Below are 18,773 nucleotides of genomic sequence, written 5' to 3'. Positions count from 1 at the left end.
ATATAAAATTTCGATAACACTTTTTGGTAACGTTGTCGGGAACGATTGCACAAATTTAGTGTCCTGTACTGTTATGGTTTGTAAAAAAAACAATGTAGACTTGTTTATTAAAGCCTGTTAAATGGCCTAATAACCAAATATAATTTTAATGTATGAAAAAAATTCTACTGCTTCTTTGGATGCTGGCTATAGGTGTTACTATGGTAAGTGCACAACAAACAAGGCAAATCTCGGGTAAAGTAACAGAAAAGGCAAGTAAAGAAGCCATTCCGGGAGCCGCTGTTTCCATTAAAGGTACATCTACTTCTGCAAGTACCGACGCAAATGGTCAATTCGTAATCAATATTCCAACTTCAGGAACTGTAGTCTTGCAAGCTAAATACTTAGGCTTTAAGGTACAAGAAATAACAGTTGGAAATGATACTAAGGTAAATTTCACACTTGATGAAGACGTGTCCACGTTAAACGAAGTTATGGTTAATGTGGGCTACGGTACTGTTCGTAAAAAAGATTTGACAGGTTCAGTATCATCTATTAGTGCTGAAGTAATTGCAGCTGCACCAGTTTCTTCTGCTTTAGAGGCTATCCAAGGGCGTTTAGCTGGTATTAGTATTGCTTCTACCGAAGGCTCACCAGATGCGGTGATGAGTGTTAGGGTAAGAGGTGGTGCATCTATAACGAGTGATAATACCCCACTTTATATTGTAGATGGCTTTCCAGTTAGCTCAATTTCAGATATTGCTCCACAGGATATAGAGAGCATAGACATTTTAAAGGATGCTTCTTCTGCCGCAATTTACGGTTCGAGGGGTGCAAATGGTGTTGTTTTAATGACTACGAAAAGTGGTAAAGCTGGTAAAACAAGTATAAGCTACAATATTTTTGCAGGTACAAGGCAAATGGCAAATAAGTTAAGTGTACTTACACCTCTAGATTATGTAACTTGGCAATATGAAAGGGCTTTGCTAGAGAAAACGCCGAATGATTATGCACAATATTTTGGAAACTTTCAAGATATCGATTTATATGCCAATGTACAACCAAATGATTGGCAGGATCTTATATTTGGTCGTACAGGGACTACCTTAAATCATAATTTAAGTATTAGCGGGGGAAGTGATAAGACTAAATATAGTTTGAGTCATAGTTTTGTGAAAGATAAGGCGATAATGCAATTGTCTGATTTCCAAAGGCAAAATGTTAATTTTAAATTAAATCATAAACTGTATGACAACTTAACACTAGATTTTGGAGTTCGTTATTCGGATACTAAAACCAATGGCGGTGGTGCAAATGAGCAAAATGAAAAATCTTCTGCAGATTCTCGCTTAAAAAATGCCATGTTATATCCTCCGTTTCCTGTTGCTGGTTTAACATCATCAACAGAAACTAATGATGAGTTTAACTTATATAGCCCGCTAACATCTATTACTGATAACAATCAATCAATTCATCGCAAAGCTTATAATCTCAATGGAGCTGTTACTTATGAAATCGTTGATAATCTAAAATTACGTTCTGAGGTGGGTTATGACGGTTCAAGAAATGATCAAGATCGTTTTTATGGGCTTACAACTTATTATGTAAAAAATACTCTTGATTATCCGAATACTCCAATTCTTGCTAGTACAAATACAAATAGAAATAGCTTAAGAAATACTAATACATTAAATTATGGCTTTAATAAAATTTTAAATAAAGATCATAACCTTAATGTTTTATTGGGTCATGAATATATCAAAACAGAGCAGAATATTTTATTGAATGAAGTTCATAATTTCCCTAAAACATTCACATTTGAACAAACTAAGGTATTAACTACTCAGGGCAAGTCTACTATTATAGATAATAATTTTTCACCTGACGATAAACTTCTTTCATTTTTTGGAAGAGCCAATTATGATTTTAAGGGCAAATACTTATTAAGTGCAGCTTTTAGGGCAGATGGTTCATCGAGATTCGCAGCTGGCAACCAATGGGGATATTTTCCATCAGTTTCTGGGGCATGGAGAGTTTCTCAAGAAGATTTTATGAATGATACAAAATCTTGGTTAACAGACTTAAAATTAAGAGCAAGTTATGGTGCTGCAGGTAATAATAATATTCCTCCGGGTCAAATAGTACAATCATTCCAGAGTTCTACTATTGTGTACTCAAATGGCTATAATAATTTTTGGGCACCATCTAAAATTATGGCTAATCCTGATTTAAAGTGGGAAACAAATGTAACAAGAAATATAGGTTTAGATTTTACGCTCCTTGATTCTAAAATTACAGGAACAATAGATGCCTATTTAAATAAAACTAAAGACCTGCTACTTTTAGTTCCTACAGCAGGTACAGGGTATGATGCACAATACCGTAATGTGGGCCAAACAGAAAACAAAGGTTTAGAGTTTTCTGCAAGTTGGAATGCTGTGAAAAAAACAAATTTTGATTTTACTGTAAGTGCTAATATTAGTTTCAATAGAAATAAAGTGAAATCATTAGGTCCTCTTAAGAACTTAAATGGTACATCTGGTTGGGCATCAACTGAAATTGGGGTAGATTATTTAGTAGAGACAGGAGCATCTATTGGTCGTATTTATGGTTATAAAAATGCGGGTAGATATGAGGTTTCAGACTTTTCTGGATATAATTCGGCAACAGATACTTGGACATTGAAACCTGGCATTGTTGATGGTAAAGAGTTTCTAGGTACAATTCGCCCAGGAACAATGAAAATTGAGGATATTTCTGGAGATGGAAAAATTGATTTATCAGACAGATCTATCATTGGTAATGCGAACCCATTAAACACTGGTGGTTTCTCATTAAACTCTAGAATTTATAATTTTGATATTGGCGCTTATTTTAACTGGAGTTACGGAAATGATGTTTATAATGCTAATAAAATAGAATATACTTCTAGTAGTAAATATAGTTCTAGAAATATGATTGATATCATGGCTACAGGTAAACGTTGGACAAATCTTCGTGCAGACGGTACGCTGAGTAACGATCCTGCGGAATTAACGGCAATGAACGCTAACACCACACTTTGGTCGCCATTCTCTAAAGCATTTGTATTGAGCGATTGGGCTGTAGAAGATGCTTCATTCTTGCGCTTATCTACTGTTACAGTGGGTTATACTTTACCTGCTAACATTTCACAGAAATTGAAAATGAAAAAATTAAGGGTTTATGCTTCGGGTTATAACTTATGGTTGTGGACTAATTATACTGGTTTTGATCCGGAGGTATCTACTAGGAGAAACACTACTTTAACACCAGGTGTAGATTATTCTGCTTACCCAAGAAGTAAATCATTCATTTTTGGGTTAAACGTTAATTTTTAAGAAAAATATTTAAATAAATAATATGAAAAAGATAATATATATACTATTTGTTTTTGCAGGATTTGCAGCAATAAGTAGTTGTAAAAATGCTTTGGATGCACCAGCAAAGTCTACTTTGGATGAGTCTGTTATATTCTCTACACCAAGTTTATCTGAAGGAGCAGTTGCAGGGATTTTACAATCGTTTGGAGAAACTAACTCGTATAGAGGTCGCTTTTTGGTTTATTACGGTGTTAATAATGATACCGAAGTATACAATTCACTAAAAGCAACAGGCGATGATAAAGCAAGATTGAGTAACAATAATACCAATGTAAATAATAGCCAAATGAATACGCTAGATAATGCTTGGGCTAAATTCTACGAAGGAATAGAAAGGGCAAATTTAGCCATACGAGGAATTAGAACTTATGGCAAAATAGAAAGTAACCCTCAAATGGCACAAATTTTAGGGCAAATATTAACTTTAAGAGCAGTTATATACAATGATTTAATTAAAGGTTGGGGTGATGTGCCAGCTAGATTTGAACCAATTACTAGCGAAACTAGCTATTTGCCGAGAAGTGATAGGGATGTTATTTATAAACAATTATTGGCTGATTTAAATGAAGCAGCTGGTTACTTGCCATGGCCAAATGAAAATGCAAGTACTAACAGTGTTGAAAAAGTAAATAAAGCATTTGCTAAAGGGTTAAGAGCTCGTTTGGCCCTAGCTGCTGGTGGTTTTGCACAACGTTTAGATGGTACTGTAAAATTAAGCGCAGATCCAGAATTGTCTCACGATAAAATGTATGCAATTGCTAAAAAAGAGTGTTTAGAGATTATTGCTAGTGGTAAATTAAGGTTGCTAGGATATGAAGAAGTCTTCAGAAAATTAAATGAAGAAGTTGGTGCTGCAGGTTTAGAATCGATGTGGGAAATTCCATTTAGTGAAGGTAGAGGTAGAGTAATCTTTGATTTAGGCGTAAAACATTCAAAGACAGATCAATATACTGGTCAAAATAAAGGGGGTACAAATGGTCCTAATCCAATTATGTTATACGAGTACGAGAAAGAAGATGTACGTAGAGATGTAAGTATTGTCCCTTATGGATGGGATGGTGGCGATGGTACTAAAGGTGCCATTCAGGTTCCATCATCATTAAGCGCTTTATATTTTGGTAAGTATCGTTATGAGTGGATGAAACGAAGAGTTACCGCTACAAATGATGATGGTTTAAACTGGATGTACATGCGTTATGCCGATGTGATTTTAATGGCAGCAGAAGCTGTTAATGATATTGATGGCCCAGCAGCAGCAGCTCCATATTTAAAAATGATTCGTGATAGGGCTTACCCAACCGCTCCTGCAAAAGTTACTGCATTCATGAGTACAGCAACAGCTTCCAAAACAGCGTTTTTTGATGCGGTAGTAAATGAGAGAGCGTTAGAGTTTACTGGTGAAATGTTAAGGAAGGGAGATTTAATTCGCTGGAATTTATTAGATGCCAAATTGACTGAAGCTAAAACCAAATTGCAACAATTAGAAAGCAGGACAGGAAAGTATGCAAACCTTCCGGCTAAAATCTATTATAAAACTTTGGCAAACGGAGAAACTGTAGAAATTTATGGTTTAAACTTTGGTGATATTGATGCTATTGGTGCGGCTGGTGGTTATACAGCTAACAAAACTTGGGCTTTGGGTACTGCTGCAGATCCGATAAAATATTGGGATGCTTTATTCGTAAAACAACCAAATTTGCAACAATACTGGCCTATATGGCAAGTTTTTTTAGATGCTTCCAACGGGATGCTAAATAATAAACCTTTAAACTTATAATAATTAGGTTATGAAAAAGAACAAAATATATATCAGCATTTTTTTCCTGATGACTTTAATAGGGTTTTCAGGTTGTAAAGATGATATGATGGATGAAATTACCAAGTTAGAAGTTGATAGAACATTTTCACCAACTGGTTTAACTGCTAATGTAGTTAATAAAACAAACGTTCTATTAACATGGAAAGCAGTAAATAATGCCAAAACCTACACTATTGAAGTATTTGAAAATGCAGATTTCTCAGGAACAGCGGTTAAAACTATTCCAAATATCACATTTACACAAGTGCCGTATACGGTAACTGGCCTAGCCGGGGATACCCAATATTCAATTAGAGTTAAAGGAGTTGGTGATGGAATAGTTGATTCTAAATGGGTAACCGCTACTGCCAAGACTGATCCTGAACAAATTTTACAGGCCATAAATGCAGCTAAATTAACCTCAAATTCAGTAGCACTAAACTGGCCGGCTGGACAAACTGCTACTACGATTACATTGTCGCCGGGTAATATTACCAGAGCAGTTACTGCCGCAGAAATAGCAGCAGGCGAGGCTATTGTTACAGGGTTAACCGGAGAAACTTTATATACTGCAAAACTACTTAATGGAACTAAAGTTAGAGGGACAATTACCTTTACCACTTTACTTGATTTAGGTGGCGCAATTCCAGTTTATCCAACAGATAACTTTGCTACTTTAATTGCTAATGCTAATGCAGGAGATGTGTTTGCATTATTTCCTGGAACTTATAACATTAATGCAGATATAACAGCAACTAAATCAATATCGATAAAAGGGGCTAAACCAACTGATAAACCAATGATTAAAGGTATGATCATTAGATTAAAAGCTAATGCTGGTTTGGCGCTAAAAGATTTGGATATTGATGGAACAGGATCATTAAATGGTAATCAAGCTGTTATTTATGATGAAGCTTCTGATAATGCTTATGGCAATCTTTCTATTGAAAATTGCATAATCAAAAATTATGTAAAAGGATTAATGTACGTAAATGTTAAGGCACTTATTGAATCAGTAACAATAAAAGGTAATATCATTAGTAATATCGAATGTAATGGAGGAGATTTTATTGATTTTAGAGCTGGCTTAGCTAAAACTGTAAATTTCTCTAATAATACAGTTTATAATTCAGCTTTAGCAAGAGATTTCTTTAGAATGGATCCTGCTGGTTCAACCAACTTCCCTACAATAACATCAGTTATTACCATTGCTACCAATACATTAAATGGAATGTGTACTGGTGCCGCAAATAGGTTATTGTATGTTCGTTTAGCGAATCAACAAATATTTTTCTCTAAAAATATAGTAGCAAACTCTGGTGGTATTTTAACAAACCAAGCATCAACTATTATTGTGGCTGCTAATTTTACCGGAAATAACTATTTTAATGCACCAACTTATTTAGCCGGAAGTGCTACATCGGGTGCTAAATATGATACAGGAACTTCAACTACTTTAAATCCTGGTTTTACCGCTCCTGCGACAGGTAATTTTACCATTAGCGAGAATACACTAAAAACAAATGGAATAGGTGACCCAAGATGGAGGTAAAAGTTTAAATTGGTTTATCTATAAAAGGGGCAGGATTTATTCTGCCCTTTTTTTGTAATAACAGTCGGCAACGTTTGCATAATTAATTATCATAAATGCTATAAAAGTTGAGTAATTTGCTTCTCTAAGAACTCAAAAAACAGTTTGACTTTTTAAAAAAACCAATTATAGCATGTATAAAGACCTTTTGATCGGATTAGGAATTATCCTAACGTCATTTACCTTCATAAAAAATGAACCCATTACACTTTATATCATCGGCGATTCTACAGCAGCGAATAAAGCAAAAGATAAATTTCCAGAAACTGGATGGGGAATGGAACTTCAATCGTTTTTTAATGAGGAAGTAAAAGTTGATAATAGAGCCTTAAATGGAAGAAGTACCAAATCATTCATTAATGAAAAAAGATGGGAGAATATACTGACAACTTTAAAAGAAGGTGATTTTGTATTGATTGAGTTTGGTCATAATGATGAGAAAATTGAAAACCCAAAGGTGGGAACTTCCTTAGGAGAGTTTAAAGTTAACTTGATAAAGTATGTTCAAGAAACTCAGGCTAAAAAAGCACATCCAATTTTATTGACACCAATTGTTCGTCGTAATTTTATAAATGGCGTTTTAACCGACACACATAAAGGTTATCCTGATGTTGTTAGAAAGCTGGCTGATTCGCTACGAATCCCACTAATTGATATGCAACGTAAGACCGAGAAGTTGGTTAAATCTTTAGGTGACGAGTCCTCTAAAAAGTTGTTCCTTCACTTAGATTCTGGGCACGTTAACTACCCAAAGGGATTAAAAGATAACACACATTTAAATGTGGAAGGTGCAAAAGCTTTTGCTGGTTTGGTTGCGGCCGGAGTTAAAGAGACAAAAACTAGTTTAGCTAAACATCTACTTAAGAAATAACTACTAATGAAAAGAGGATTGTTTTATTGTTGGATTGTTATATTGTTGAATGTCGGTTTTGCCAATTCAAAGACTCTCAGCTCTCATATTCCACATCTCGAATCTCCATACGTTATACTCAATACTCAATACGATTTCGTAGTAGCCACCGATGGTAGCGGAAATTTTAAAACTGTTCAAGAGGCAATCAATGCTGTTCCAGACTTTAGAAAAACACCAACAACAATTTTCATTAAAAATGGAACATATAAAGAAAAATTAAATCTTTCTGCCTCAAAGAAACTGGTTAAAATGATAGGCGAAAGCGTTGAGAAGACTATTTTAACTTATGATGATTGGGCACAACGGAAAAATGCTTTTGGAGAAGAAAAAGGGACTTCTGGTTCATCAAGTTTTTTTATTTATGGAGAAGGTTTTTCTGCGGAAAACATCACATTCCAAAATACGGCAGGACCGGTTGGTCAGGCAGTTGCTTTGTTTGTGGCAGGTGATAAAGCCAAATTTACAAATTGTAGAATGTTAGGTTTTCAAGATACCTTATATACTTACGGTTATGGCAGTCGCCAATATTACTACAAATGTTATATTGAAGGAACAGTCGATTTCATTTTTGGGGCATCCACTGCTGTTTTCGAAGAATGTGAGATTTTTTGTAAAAAAGCAGGATATGTTACTGCTTCTTCATCTCCAGATACCTCAAAATATGGCTACGTTTTTATCAATAGCAAAATCACAGGCGATGCTCCAGCTAATTCCTTTTTTTTAGGTAGACCTTGGCGACCTTATGCAAAAGCAGTTTTCATTAATTGTGATTTGGGTAAAATAATTAAGGCAGAAGGCTGGAATAATTGGGGCAAAGAAAGCAATGAGAAAACTGCATTTTACGCAGAGTATAAAAGTACTGGGCCTGGTGCCAATGCAAAATCTCGAGTGTCTTGGTCACATCAATTAGATGATGCAATAGCAAAAGAATATACGCTAGATAAGATTTTCAATGGTTGGAGTCCTAGAGAGTAAATCAATCCTTTCGTTTATCGTTGTTCGTTTTGGACAACGCATAGCAATCAATACAAAAAGAATAACCACAGATACATTATGAAATTATCAATCCTTACATTTTTCGCTTTCCTTTCCATTTCAGCCTTTGCTCAAAAAGATATTTCTAAAGTTTGGGTGCCAGATTTAGGTAATGGAAAGTATAAAAATCCAGTAATTGATGCTGATTATTCAGATCCGGATGCAGTTAGAGTTGGAGATGATTTTTATTTGGTTTCTTCGAGTTTTGACGCCATTCCCGGCTTACCAATTCTTCATTCAAAAGATTTAGTAAATTGGACAATCATCGGCCATGCCTTAAAAAGACAACCACCTTTTGATCATTTTTCCAAAACGCAACATGGAAACGGAGTTTGGGCCCCTGCTATTCGTTTTCGCAATGGAGAATTTTACATCTACTATCCAGACCCAGATTTTGGTATTTATTTAACGAAAGCCAAAAATCCTGCAGGTCCATGGACTGAGCCGGTGTTAGTAGAAGGAGGGAAAGGCTTAATTGACCCTTGTCCACTTTGGGATGAAGACGGAAAGGTATACCTAGCCCACGCTTATGCAGGCAGCAGAGCTGGAATTAAAAGTATTATCGTAGTAAAAAAGATGAATGCCACAGGTGATAAAGTAATTGATGAAGGTAAATTAGTTTATGATGGCCACGAGTTAGATCCAACAATAGAAGGACCGAAATTTTATAAAAGAAATGGGTATTATTACATTTTTGCTCCAGGTGGCGGTGTATCAACAGGTTGGCAAACTATACTTCGTTCTAAAAATGTATACGGACCTTACGAGCGAAAAGTTGCAATGGATCAAGGAAAATCTCCAATAAATGGTCCACATCAAGGTGCTTGGGTTAATACGCCATCGGGTGAAGATTGGTTTTTACACTTTCAAGATAAAAATGCATATGGAAGGGTAGTTCATTTACAGCCAATGAAGTGGGTTAATAATTGGCCAGTAATTGGAACAGATGTAGACGGCGATGGAATTGGAGAACCAGTTTTGGTTTATAAAAAGCCATCCATATTAAAACCGGTAGTGATTACAACCCCTGCAGAAAGCGATGAGTTTAACGGAACGAATTTAGGGTTACAATGGCAATGGCAAGCGAATCCATCGGCTACTTGGTCATTTTTAAACCCTGCCAAAGGAATGTTAAGACTGTATTCTGTAAAAATGCCAGATAGTGCTAAAAATTATTGGGAAGTGCCAAACTTGCTTTTACAAAAATTCCCGACAGAAAAATTTACAACAGTTACTAAACTAACACTTATACCAAACCCAAAGTTAGAGAACGAAAAAGCCGGTCTCATCATAGCTGGTTTAAGTTATGCCAACATCGCTGTTAAGAGCAAAAAAGACGGAAATTACTTAGTTTATACCACTTGTAAAACTGCAGATAAAGGTAAAGCCGAAAAAGAAGAAACATTGATCAAATTAAGTTCTAATACTATTTACTTAAGCGTAACGGTAATTGAAGACGCAAAATGCCAATTTAGCTACAGCTTAGATGGAGATAAATTTACAAAAGTGAATGATGTTTTTCAGGCTGAGCCAGGAAAATGGATAGGTGCTAAAGTGGGGCTCTTTTGCGTTAGAGAACAACAAACCAATGATGCAGGTTATGCAGATTTTGATTGGTTTAGAATAGAATTGTAATAGAAAACTGCTAAAACTGATAATTAAAAGCTAACGACTGACAACGATTGCACAGTTATTTTGTCTGTTTTTGTTTCATTACTCCTTTAAACTCTGTAGACTTGTTATTAATAATTACCAATATAAACTGTATACCCGAATGAGAAAAATAGTATCAACTATATTTACTACAACTCTTTTTATTACTTCATTAACTGCTCTTGCCCAAATGAATAAGCAAAAAGCAGCCTATTCTTTTAGTAATCTTCCAGTAATAGCGAAAACATCTTTTAAAGCAGATACTTTTAACATCATAAAATACGGGGCTAAGAACGATGGTATTACTTTAAATAGCAAGGCAATAAATGATGCAATTATAGCTTGTAATAAAAAAGGTGGAGGCGTTGTTCTTGTGCCAAAAGGAATGTGGCTAACTGGACCAATCGAGTTAAAAAGCAATGTAAATTTGCATTTGCAAAAAAATGCAATCCTCCAGTTTACTAAAGATTTTAATCAATACCCATTAGTTGCCAGCAATTGGGAAGGTTTACCGCAAATGCGTAACCAATCGCCTTTATGGTCTACAAACCAAACCAATATTGCCATAACCGGTTTTGGCATTATAGATGGTGCTGGTGAAGTTTGGCGAATGGTTAAGAAAGATAAGTTAACCGAAAGCCAATGGTCTAAATTAATAGCATCAGGTGGTGTGTTAAGTGATGATAAAAAAAGCTGGTACCCTTCTGAAGCCTTCTTTAAAGCTACAAAAATGAAAAATGCTGGAGAAATTACTCCAGATAAAACTCCAGAATTTTACAATAGCATTAAAACTTTTTTAAGACCAAATTTATTGGTTTTTACATCATGTAAGACGATTTTGTTAGAAGGTGTTACTTTTCAAAATTCCCCAGCTTGGAATTTACATCCACTAATGTGTGAAGATTTAACCGTAAGAAATGTTTATGTTAAAAACCCATGGTACGCTCAAAATGGAGATGGTATTGATCTTGAATCTTGTAAAAATGTATTAATTGAAGGTAGTACTTTTGATGTAGGTGACGATGGAATTTGCATTAAATCTGGTCGTGATGCTGCAGGTAGAAAACGCGGAATGCCAACAGAAAATGTAATTATTCGCAATAGCACAGTTTATCATGCACATGGCGGATTTGTAATTGGCAGTGAAATGTCTGGTGGTGCTAAAAATATTTTTGTTTCTGATTGCTCGTTTATTGGAACTGATATTGGTCTTCGTTTTAAGACAACTCGTGGCAGAGGTGGCGTGGTAGAGAAAATCTTTGTTAAAAACATCAACATGAAAGATATTGTCGGCGAAGCTATTTTGTTTGATATGTATTATGCTGCGGTAGATCCTGTTCCGCTAAAAGGTGAAAAAAGGGATGCTCCAAAAGTTGAGTTATTACCTGTAACCGAAGAGACGCCCATTTTTAGAGATTTTCATATTACTGATGTGGTTTGTGATGGTGCATCGAAAGCGGTATTTATTAGAGGCTTACCTGAACTAAGCATCAGTAACATTACATTAGATAATCTAAATATCGCAGCAAATGAAGGTATAGATATTCAAGAGGCAAAAAATGTAAGTTTAAATAATGTGAATTTGATTGTTGCCAATTCTAATCCATTAATTAACATACAAAATGGAAATGTAATCAACTTTAAGAATATAAATTATAATGCAGCCCAATTGCTTTTTCGTATCGCAGGAGATAGAAATAGCGCCATTAAAACCTCTGGATTAGATGCTACAAAAGCAAAATCTAAAACCGAATTTTTAGCTGGTGCTGATGAAAAAACTTTACAGATTAATAAATAACATGAACAGAACCTTTAAATATTTTGCACTTGTAGCTTTAACAAGCTTAACTTTTAAGGTAGGTGCCCAAGTAAAACCTTTATCTCAACAAATGGCCGACCAAGTGCTGGCCTTGTCTAAGGATTCGGCTAATGCAAGTTCTAATAATTTTAGACCAGTAAAGTGGTCTTATGATCAAGGCGTGATTTTAGAAGGCATTGATGGCGTTTGGAAAAGAACGGTTAACAATGAATATTTTAAATACATGCAAGCTTGTATGGATGCGTACGTGACTAAGGATGGCGACATCAAAATGTACAAACAAGAAGACCATAATATAGACAATGTAAAAAATGGCCGTACTTTATTAACGTTATACAAAGTAACTGGTCAGGCAAAATATTTTAAAGCAGCAACTGTATTGTGGGAGCAGTTAAAACAACAACCAAGAACAAAGGAAGGTGGTTTTTGGCATAAAAAAATCTATCCAAACCAAATGTGGTTAGATGGATTGTATATGGGTGAGCCATTTTACGCAGAATATGCAACGTTAATTAAAGATGAAAAAGCATTTGATGATATCGCCAATCAATTTATTTGGATGGAGAAAAACTCAAGAGATGCAAAAACTGGTTTGTTATATCACGGTTGGGACGAATCTAAAACCCAACAATGGGCCAATAAAACTACTGGTAAATCACCTAATTTTTGGGCAAGAGCAATGGGTTGGTACGGAATGGCTTTAGTAGATGTGTTAGATAATTTTCCTCAAAAACATCCAAAAAGAGCAGCATTATTGGCTATTTTAAATCGCTTTGCAGTGGCAACTCAAAAAGTTCAAGATGTTAAGTCTGGTTTATGGTATGATATTTTAGATAAACCACAAGGAAAGGGCAATTACTTCGAATCGTCTGCTTCAAGTATGTTTGTTTACACCTATGCCAAAGCAGTTAGAATGGGATGGTTGCCAAAATCTTATTTCGCAGTTGCAGATAAAGGTTATAAAGGAATTCAAAAAGAATTTATCGAGAGGGTAGGAACAGATAAAGTTAATTTGAAGGGAACTGTAGCTGTTTCTGGCTTAGGCGGAAAACCTTATCGTGATGGTAGTTATGCTTATTACATGAGCGAAAAAGTAATTACTAACGATGCAAAAGGTGTTGGAGCATTTTTATGCGCAGCTAATGAAATGGAAATTGCTGCATTACCAAAACCAGGATCAGGCAAAACCGTAATACTCGATTCTTATTTTAATAATGAAGTTAAAAAGGATCAAAGTGGTAACGATCAAATTTGGCACTACAAATGGGATGCTCGTGATAATAATGGCTTCTCATTGCTTGGAGAGATCTTTGAAAGATCTGGATTTAAAAACAAAACATTATATCAGGCGCCTACTGTTGAAAATCTGAAAGGTGCTTCAATCTATATTATTGTAGACCCTGATAGTGAAAAAGAGTCGACGAAACCTAATTATGTTCAAGAAAAAGACATCGCAAATGTTGCAAATTGGGTAAATACTGGGGGTGTTTTAGTGTTATTAGGTAATGATGGTCCAAATGTAGAATTAGAACATTTTAACAAATTGGCTAACAAATTTGGTTTTCATTTTAATGGAGAAACCAAAGGGAAAGTGCCTGTTGCAGGAGTATTTGAAACAGCTAAAGTAGTTGTGCCTGCAGGAAATGAAATCTTTAAAAACACAAAAGATCTTTTTATTAAAGAATATAGCAGTTTAAAGCTTTCTGGTAGCGCAAGACCAATATTAAAAGATAAAGACGGAGACAATGTAATTGCTGTAGCTAAATATGGTAAAGGCACCGTGTTTGTAATCGGAGATCCTTGGTTGTACAACGAATATGTAGATGCAAGAAAATTACCAGCTACTTATGACAACTTTAAAGCTGCAAATGATTTAGTGAATTGGTTAACAAAACAAGTAAAATAGTAAAGAAGTCAGAAAGTTATTAAGACCGAAAGTCCGGAAGATATGAAAGCTTGAATGCCATATTCTTTGCACTGCCTGCCAGCAGGTGCGGTTAAAAAAAGGATCTCGAAGGTTTCTTAATGCCTAAAATTAAATTATGAAAAACATAACTAAAATATTTCTATCGTTAATTTGCTTGAGTTTGTACTCTTGTGCATCTGCTCAACAAGCTACGCAAACGGCTCAAAAAACCGATGAATTAGCGGAAAAGATGTTAGTATATCAGTTGAGCAATGGGGCTTGGCCAAAGCAATTAGTAGGTGGTGTTGTAGTTAAATATGAATTGCCATTAACAGATGCATTATTAGCTAAAATTAAAGCAACTGACTATATGCATGCCACAATTGATAATAAGGCAACAACTAGAGAAATTAATGCATTAGTAAAGGCATATAAAACCACTCAAAACAAAGCTTATTTAGTTGCAGCAGAAAAAGGTATAGATTATCTTTTTAAAGCGCAGTATGCAAATGGGGGTTGGCCACAATATTATCCTGATAACAGTAGCTATAGGGCCGAAATTACCTATAATGATGATGCTATGATTAATGTGTTAAATATCATGTTAAACATTGTTACCCAAGCAAACGATTTCGATGTAGTGAATAAAGCATATTTTTCTAAAGCAGAAGATGCTGTGAAAAGAGGCCTAGACTGTATCTTAAAAACTCAAATTACCCAAAATGGGAAATTAACCATTTGGGCAGCACAATATGATCAAAACACTTTAAAACCTGCAAAAGCTAGAAATTTTGAACCAGCTTCCTTAAGTACATCAGAATCTGCCGGTATAGTAAAGTTTTTAATACGTTTAAAAAATCCATCACCAGCTGTTAAAAATGCAATAACAAATGCGGTAGCTTGGTTTGATGCTTCAAAAATAACAGGCTATAAATTCGCTAAATTTCCCGATGGAAAAGATACTGGTTTAATTCCAGATGAAACTTCAATAATTTGGGCTAGATTTTATGATTTTCAAACCAATAAGCCAATTTTTGGAGATAGAGACAATTCAATTAAATCAAATGTAGCTGATATCAGTTTCGAACGTAGAAACGGATATGGATGGTACGGTACTTGGGCGAATAATCTAATTCTTAAAGATTATCCAAAATGGCAAAAAGCTAATCAGTAATCAGTTTCCAGTTTTCAATTTTCAGCGTAACAAGTTGCCAACTGCCAGCTGAAAACTGGCAACTGAATTCGGGAACGATTGCGCAAATATTTGCTTTCAAATAGGGTTTTTAATAGCTAAAAATACGTAAAATTGCTATAACCAAAAGCTGACAATGTGCTTTGATTTCTTTCGTCGGCAAATTTTAATTTGAAATTTGATATACAATAATGATTCTATCTAAAGCAAATCTTAACCTTATTACTAAGGAAGATGTGATTGTGCCATCTGCAAATACTTTTGAACTTCCAGAAAAGGTATTGCAATTCGGAACAGGTGTTCTACTGCGTGGTTTACCAGATTACTTTATAGATAAAGCAAACCGACTAGGGGTTTTTAATGGTAGGGTTGCTGTAGTAAAATCTACAAGTGGCGCTACATCAGAATTTGAAGAACAAGATTCATTATATACGCTTTGTATCCGTGGTATAGAAAATGGCCAACTAGTTTCACGAAACATAATATCGTCTGCCATAAGCAGGGTTATTTCTGCAAATGATGATTGGAATGCTATTCTTGAAATTGCAAAATCAAAAGACTTAACCGTTATTGTATCTAATACTACAGAAGTAGGTATTCAGTTAGTTAATGAAAGTATCAATCAAAATCCCCCAGTTTCTTTCCCTGCTAAAGTGTTGGCAGTTTTACACGAAAGGTTTAAAGCTTTAGGCGCAGTAGATAGTGGCTTGGTTATCGTGGCAACAGAGTTGATACCTGATAACGGTAAGAAATTAGGTTCAATTGTAGTTGAATTAGCAAGATTTAACAACTTAGAAAGTGATTTTATTTTATGGTTACAAGACGAAAATAGATTTTGCAATTCGTTAGTTGATAGAATTGTACCAGGAAAGCCTGATGCTGCAACTTTAGCTAGCTTGCAAAATGAACTAGGTTATACTGATAATTTGCTTTCAATGAGCGAACCTTACAGTCTTTGGGCAATTGAAGGCGATGCTAAAGTGGCAGAAGCACTGTCTTTTGCTAAAGTAGATACCGGTGTTGTTATTGCCGAAGACATTGAGATTTATAGAGAATTAAAAGTTCGTTTATTAAACGGTACACATACTTTAAGTTCTGGTATTGCATTTCTATCGGGTATAGATACCGTTAAGAAAGCAATGACTAATGAACAAATAAAATCTTACATAGAGGTTTTAATGACTTCAGAAATTGGCCCAGCAATTCCTTATCAAGTTACTGAGCAACAAACTACATCCTTTGCAAGCACGGTTAAAGACCGTTTTGCAAATCCTTCTATTGAACATTTGTGGATTAATATCACCTTTCAATATACAATGAAAATGAAAATCCGCATTTTGCCATTGCTGCTAAATCATTATAAATTATTCAGTAGCGTTCCAGAACATATCGCCTTTGGCTTTGCAGCTTATTTAACTTTCATGAAAGTGGTAAGCCAAAAAGATGGTAAATATTACGGTTCATATAATGGAATTGATTATTTAATTACTGATGATAGTGCAAGCTATTTCAATGACACATTATCATCAAATAGTTCAAACTATCCATTAACCGTGCTATCGGATGTTGATTTCTGGAAAGCCGATTTAAACTTATTGCCTGGTTTTACTCAAGCCGTAAATGAAAAACACGAAGCAATAGCTAAAAATGGTATTGCAGAAGCTTTAGTAGCGTTAAACAGTTCTAATTAATTTAACTAACTTAATCCTTTCAAAAAAGAAAGTAGAATAAATATGAAACAACAGGTTTTAAAAATTCATCCAAAAGATAATGTACTTGTCGCTTTAACCGATTTAAAAGCAGGTCAAACAGTAACTTATCAGGGTGTTGATTATGTTTTAGTCGATGATATCGATGCGAAGCATAAATTTTATATGACCGATATGAATGCTGGTGATGAAGTAAGTATGTACGGAACTTTAGTTGGTAAAGTACAATTTACAGTTAGAGCTGGGGCTGTAATGAATACAGATAACTTAAAACACGCAGCTGCTCCATACGAATATCGCCCTTATCATTACAGTTGGCAAGCGCCCGATGTTTCGAAATTTGAAGGTAGAACCTTTAATGGTTACCATCGCTCAGATGGCAAAGTTGGTACAGCAAATTACTGGTTATTTATTCCAACTGTTTTTTGCGAAAACCGTAATTTAGATGTCATTCGTGAAGCTTTACACAATGAATTAGGTTATGCTGTAACTGAAAAATACAAATCTTATACCCACCAATTGGTAGAAGCATATCAAAATGGAGTTGATATTTCAACTTTAGATGCACCACTTTCTTTTGAAGGTGTAAGACACAATAGGCCATTTAAGAATATAGATGGTATCAAGTTTTTAAACCATCAAGGTGGGTGTGGTGGTATTAGGCAAGATGCTGCCGTATTAAGTAAATTATTAGCTGCTTATGCAGATCATCCGAATGTTGCAGGAGTAACAGTCTTAAGTTTAGGTTGCCAGAATTTACAAGTTCAAGATTTTACTAAAGATTTAAAAGATAGAAATCCTAATTTCGATAAACCTCTTTTCATTTTCGAGCAACAGCAATCGCAAAGCGAAGAAAATATGATAGCCTTGGCTATCAAAAAAACTTTTGAAGGTTTAGTTGAAGCTAATAAAATAGAACGCCAACCAGCGCCTTTAAGCAAAATGAATGTTGGTGTTAAATGTGGTGGTAGCGACGGATTTAGTGGTATTTCTGCAAATCCTGCAGTGGGCTATTGTTCAGATTTATTAGTAGGCTTAGGTGCAACGGTTTTGTTAGCCGAATTTCCAGAGTTATGTGGCGCTGAGCAAGACTTAATTGATCGTACTAAAGATGAATTGGCTGCAAAGAAGTTCATTGGTTTGATGGGTGCTTACAGTCAGGCAGCAGAAAATGCAGGTTCTGGGTTCCATATGAACCCATCTCCAGGAAATATCAAAGATGGTTTAATTACTGACGCCATTAAAAGTAATGGCGCAGCTAAAAAAGGTGGAACATCGCCTGTAGAAGATGTTTTAGATTATACTGAACCAAGTACAAAACACGGTTTAAATTTAGTTTGTACACCTGGTAACGATGTAGAGGCTACCACTGGTAAAGCAGCTAGTGGAGCAACTTTAATTCTATTTACTACTGGTTTGGGTACGCCAACAGGAAATCCAGTTTGTCCGGTAATTAAAGTTTCTACAAACAACGCTTTAACTAAAAGAATGGGCGATATCATTGATATCAACACAGGGCCTGTAATTGAAGGCGAAAAGACCATTGAAGAAATGGGCGAAGATATTTTAGAATATTGCATTAAAGCTGCCAGTGGCGAAATAATCCCTAAATCAGTTTTACTAAATCAAGATGATTTTATTCCTTGGAAAAGAGGGGTGTCATTATAGTTAAACCGTCATATCGAACGCAGCGCAGCGAGGAGATATCTGGTCTGATAATGCACAGAGCAAAAGAAATTTCTCCCGATAAATTATCGGTTAGAAATGACGAATAATA

The 18,773-nt window shown here is 35.1% G+C and carries 11 protein-coding genes; all 11 read left to right on the top strand.

The genetic code is table 11. The annotated features are described in order from the left end of the window. The first annotated feature begins 152 nt into the window (after positions 1 to 152). Positions 153 to 3,338 carry a SusC/RagA family TonB-linked outer membrane protein gene (locus EZ428_RS08870; RefSeq protein ID WP_131552792.1) on the top strand — a complete coding sequence of 1,062 codons (3,186 nt, stop codon included), beginning with the start codon at positions 153 to 155 and terminating at the stop codon, positions 3,336 to 3,338. Between the two features lie 22 nt (positions 3,339 to 3,360). After that, the gene (locus EZ428_RS08865) at positions 3,361 to 5,157 is read left to right on the top strand and encodes a RagB/SusD family nutrient uptake outer membrane protein (RefSeq protein WP_131552791.1); all 1,797 of its coding nucleotides are present in this window, start codon (positions 3,361 to 3,363) and stop codon (positions 5,155 to 5,157) included. A 10-nt stretch (positions 5,158 to 5,167) separates the two neighbouring features. Continuing rightward, the gene (locus EZ428_RS08860) at positions 5,168 to 6,730 is read left to right on the top strand and encodes a fibronectin type III domain-containing protein (RefSeq protein ID WP_131552790.1); all 1,563 of its coding nucleotides are present in this window, start codon (positions 5,168 to 5,170) and stop codon (positions 6,728 to 6,730) included. Positions 6,731 to 6,902: 172 nt separating this feature from the next. Further along, positions 6,903 to 7,640, top strand: a complete 738-nt coding sequence (locus EZ428_RS08855; RefSeq protein WP_131552789.1) for a rhamnogalacturonan acetylesterase — start codon at positions 6,903 to 6,905, stop codon at positions 7,638 to 7,640. Positions 7,641 to 7,646: 6 nt separating this feature from the next. Further along, complete coding sequence (locus tag EZ428_RS08850; protein WP_131552788.1) at positions 7,647 to 8,657, top strand: pectinesterase family protein; 1,011 nt, start codon at positions 7,647 to 7,649, stop codon at positions 8,655 to 8,657. A 78-nt stretch (positions 8,658 to 8,735) separates the two neighbouring features. Beyond that, positions 8,736 to 10,352, top strand: coding sequence for a glycoside hydrolase family 43 protein (locus tag EZ428_RS08845; RefSeq protein WP_131552787.1), 1,617 nt, complete (start codon positions 8,736 to 8,738; stop codon positions 10,350 to 10,352). Between the two features lie 139 nt (positions 10,353 to 10,491). After that, entirely contained in the window at positions 10,492 to 12,168 is a 1,677-nt protein-coding gene (locus EZ428_RS08840) for a glycoside hydrolase family 28 protein (protein WP_131552786.1), read from the top strand. Between the two features lies 1 nt (position 12,169). Then, positions 12,170 to 14,095 carry a glycoside hydrolase family 88 protein gene (locus tag EZ428_RS08835; RefSeq protein ID WP_131552785.1) on the top strand — a complete coding sequence of 642 codons (1,926 nt, stop codon included), beginning with the start codon at positions 12,170 to 12,172 and terminating at the stop codon, positions 14,093 to 14,095. A gap of 136 nt (positions 14,096 to 14,231) precedes the next feature. Beyond that, the gene (gene pelA / locus EZ428_RS08830) at positions 14,232 to 15,269 is read left to right on the top strand and encodes a pectate lyase (protein WP_131552784.1); all 1,038 of its coding nucleotides are present in this window, start codon (positions 14,232 to 14,234) and stop codon (positions 15,267 to 15,269) included. A 209-nt stretch (positions 15,270 to 15,478) separates the two neighbouring features. Continuing rightward, entirely contained in the window at positions 15,479 to 16,978 is a 1,500-nt protein-coding gene (locus EZ428_RS08825; RefSeq protein ID WP_131552783.1) for a tagaturonate reductase, read from the top strand. 42 nt (positions 16,979 to 17,020) lie between these two features. After that, positions 17,021 to 18,664, top strand: coding sequence for a UxaA family hydrolase (locus EZ428_RS08820; protein ID WP_131552782.1), 1,644 nt, complete (start codon positions 17,021 to 17,023; stop codon positions 18,662 to 18,664). Positions 18,665 to 18,773 lie beyond the last annotated feature (109 nt).

Source organism: Pedobacter frigiditerrae (genome assembly GCF_004331645.1).
Classification (GTDB): Bacteria; Bacteroidota; Bacteroidia; order Sphingobacteriales; family Sphingobacteriaceae; genus Pedobacter; species Pedobacter frigiditerrae.
This window is presented reverse-complemented; position numbering and strand designations above follow the sequence as displayed.

Excerpts from the sequence above, each read along its gene's own strand:
- EZ428_RS08850 (WP_131552788.1), top strand. The coding sequence starts at position 7,647 with ATGAAAAGAGGATTGTTTTATTGTTGGATTGTTATATTGTTGAATGTC.
- EZ428_RS08860 (WP_131552790.1), top strand. The coding sequence starts at position 5,168 with ATGAAAAAGAACAAAATATATATCAGCATTTTTTTCCTGATGACTTTA.
- EZ428_RS08835 (WP_131552785.1), top strand. The coding sequence starts at position 12,170 with ATGAACAGAACCTTTAAATATTTTGCACTTGTAGCTTTAACAAGCTTA.
- EZ428_RS08840 (WP_131552786.1), top strand. The coding sequence starts at position 10,492 with ATGAGAAAAATAGTATCAACTATATTTACTACAACTCTTTTTATTACT.
- EZ428_RS08870 (WP_131552792.1), top strand. The coding sequence starts at position 153 with ATGAAAAAAATTCTACTGCTTCTTTGGATGCTGGCTATAGGTGTTACT.
- EZ428_RS08855 (WP_131552789.1), top strand. The coding sequence starts at position 6,903 with ATGTATAAAGACCTTTTGATCGGATTAGGAATTATCCTAACGTCATTT.
- pelA (WP_131552784.1), top strand. The coding sequence starts at position 14,232 with ATGAAAAACATAACTAAAATATTTCTATCGTTAATTTGCTTGAGTTTG.
- EZ428_RS08820 (WP_131552782.1), top strand. The coding sequence starts at position 17,021 with ATGAAACAACAGGTTTTAAAAATTCATCCAAAAGATAATGTACTTGTC.
- EZ428_RS08845 (WP_131552787.1), top strand. The coding sequence starts at position 8,736 with ATGAAATTATCAATCCTTACATTTTTCGCTTTCCTTTCCATTTCAGCC.
- EZ428_RS08825 (WP_131552783.1), top strand. The coding sequence starts at position 15,479 with ATGATTCTATCTAAAGCAAATCTTAACCTTATTACTAAGGAAGATGTG.
- EZ428_RS08865 (WP_131552791.1), top strand. The coding sequence starts at position 3,361 with ATGAAAAAGATAATATATATACTATTTGTTTTTGCAGGATTTGCAGCA.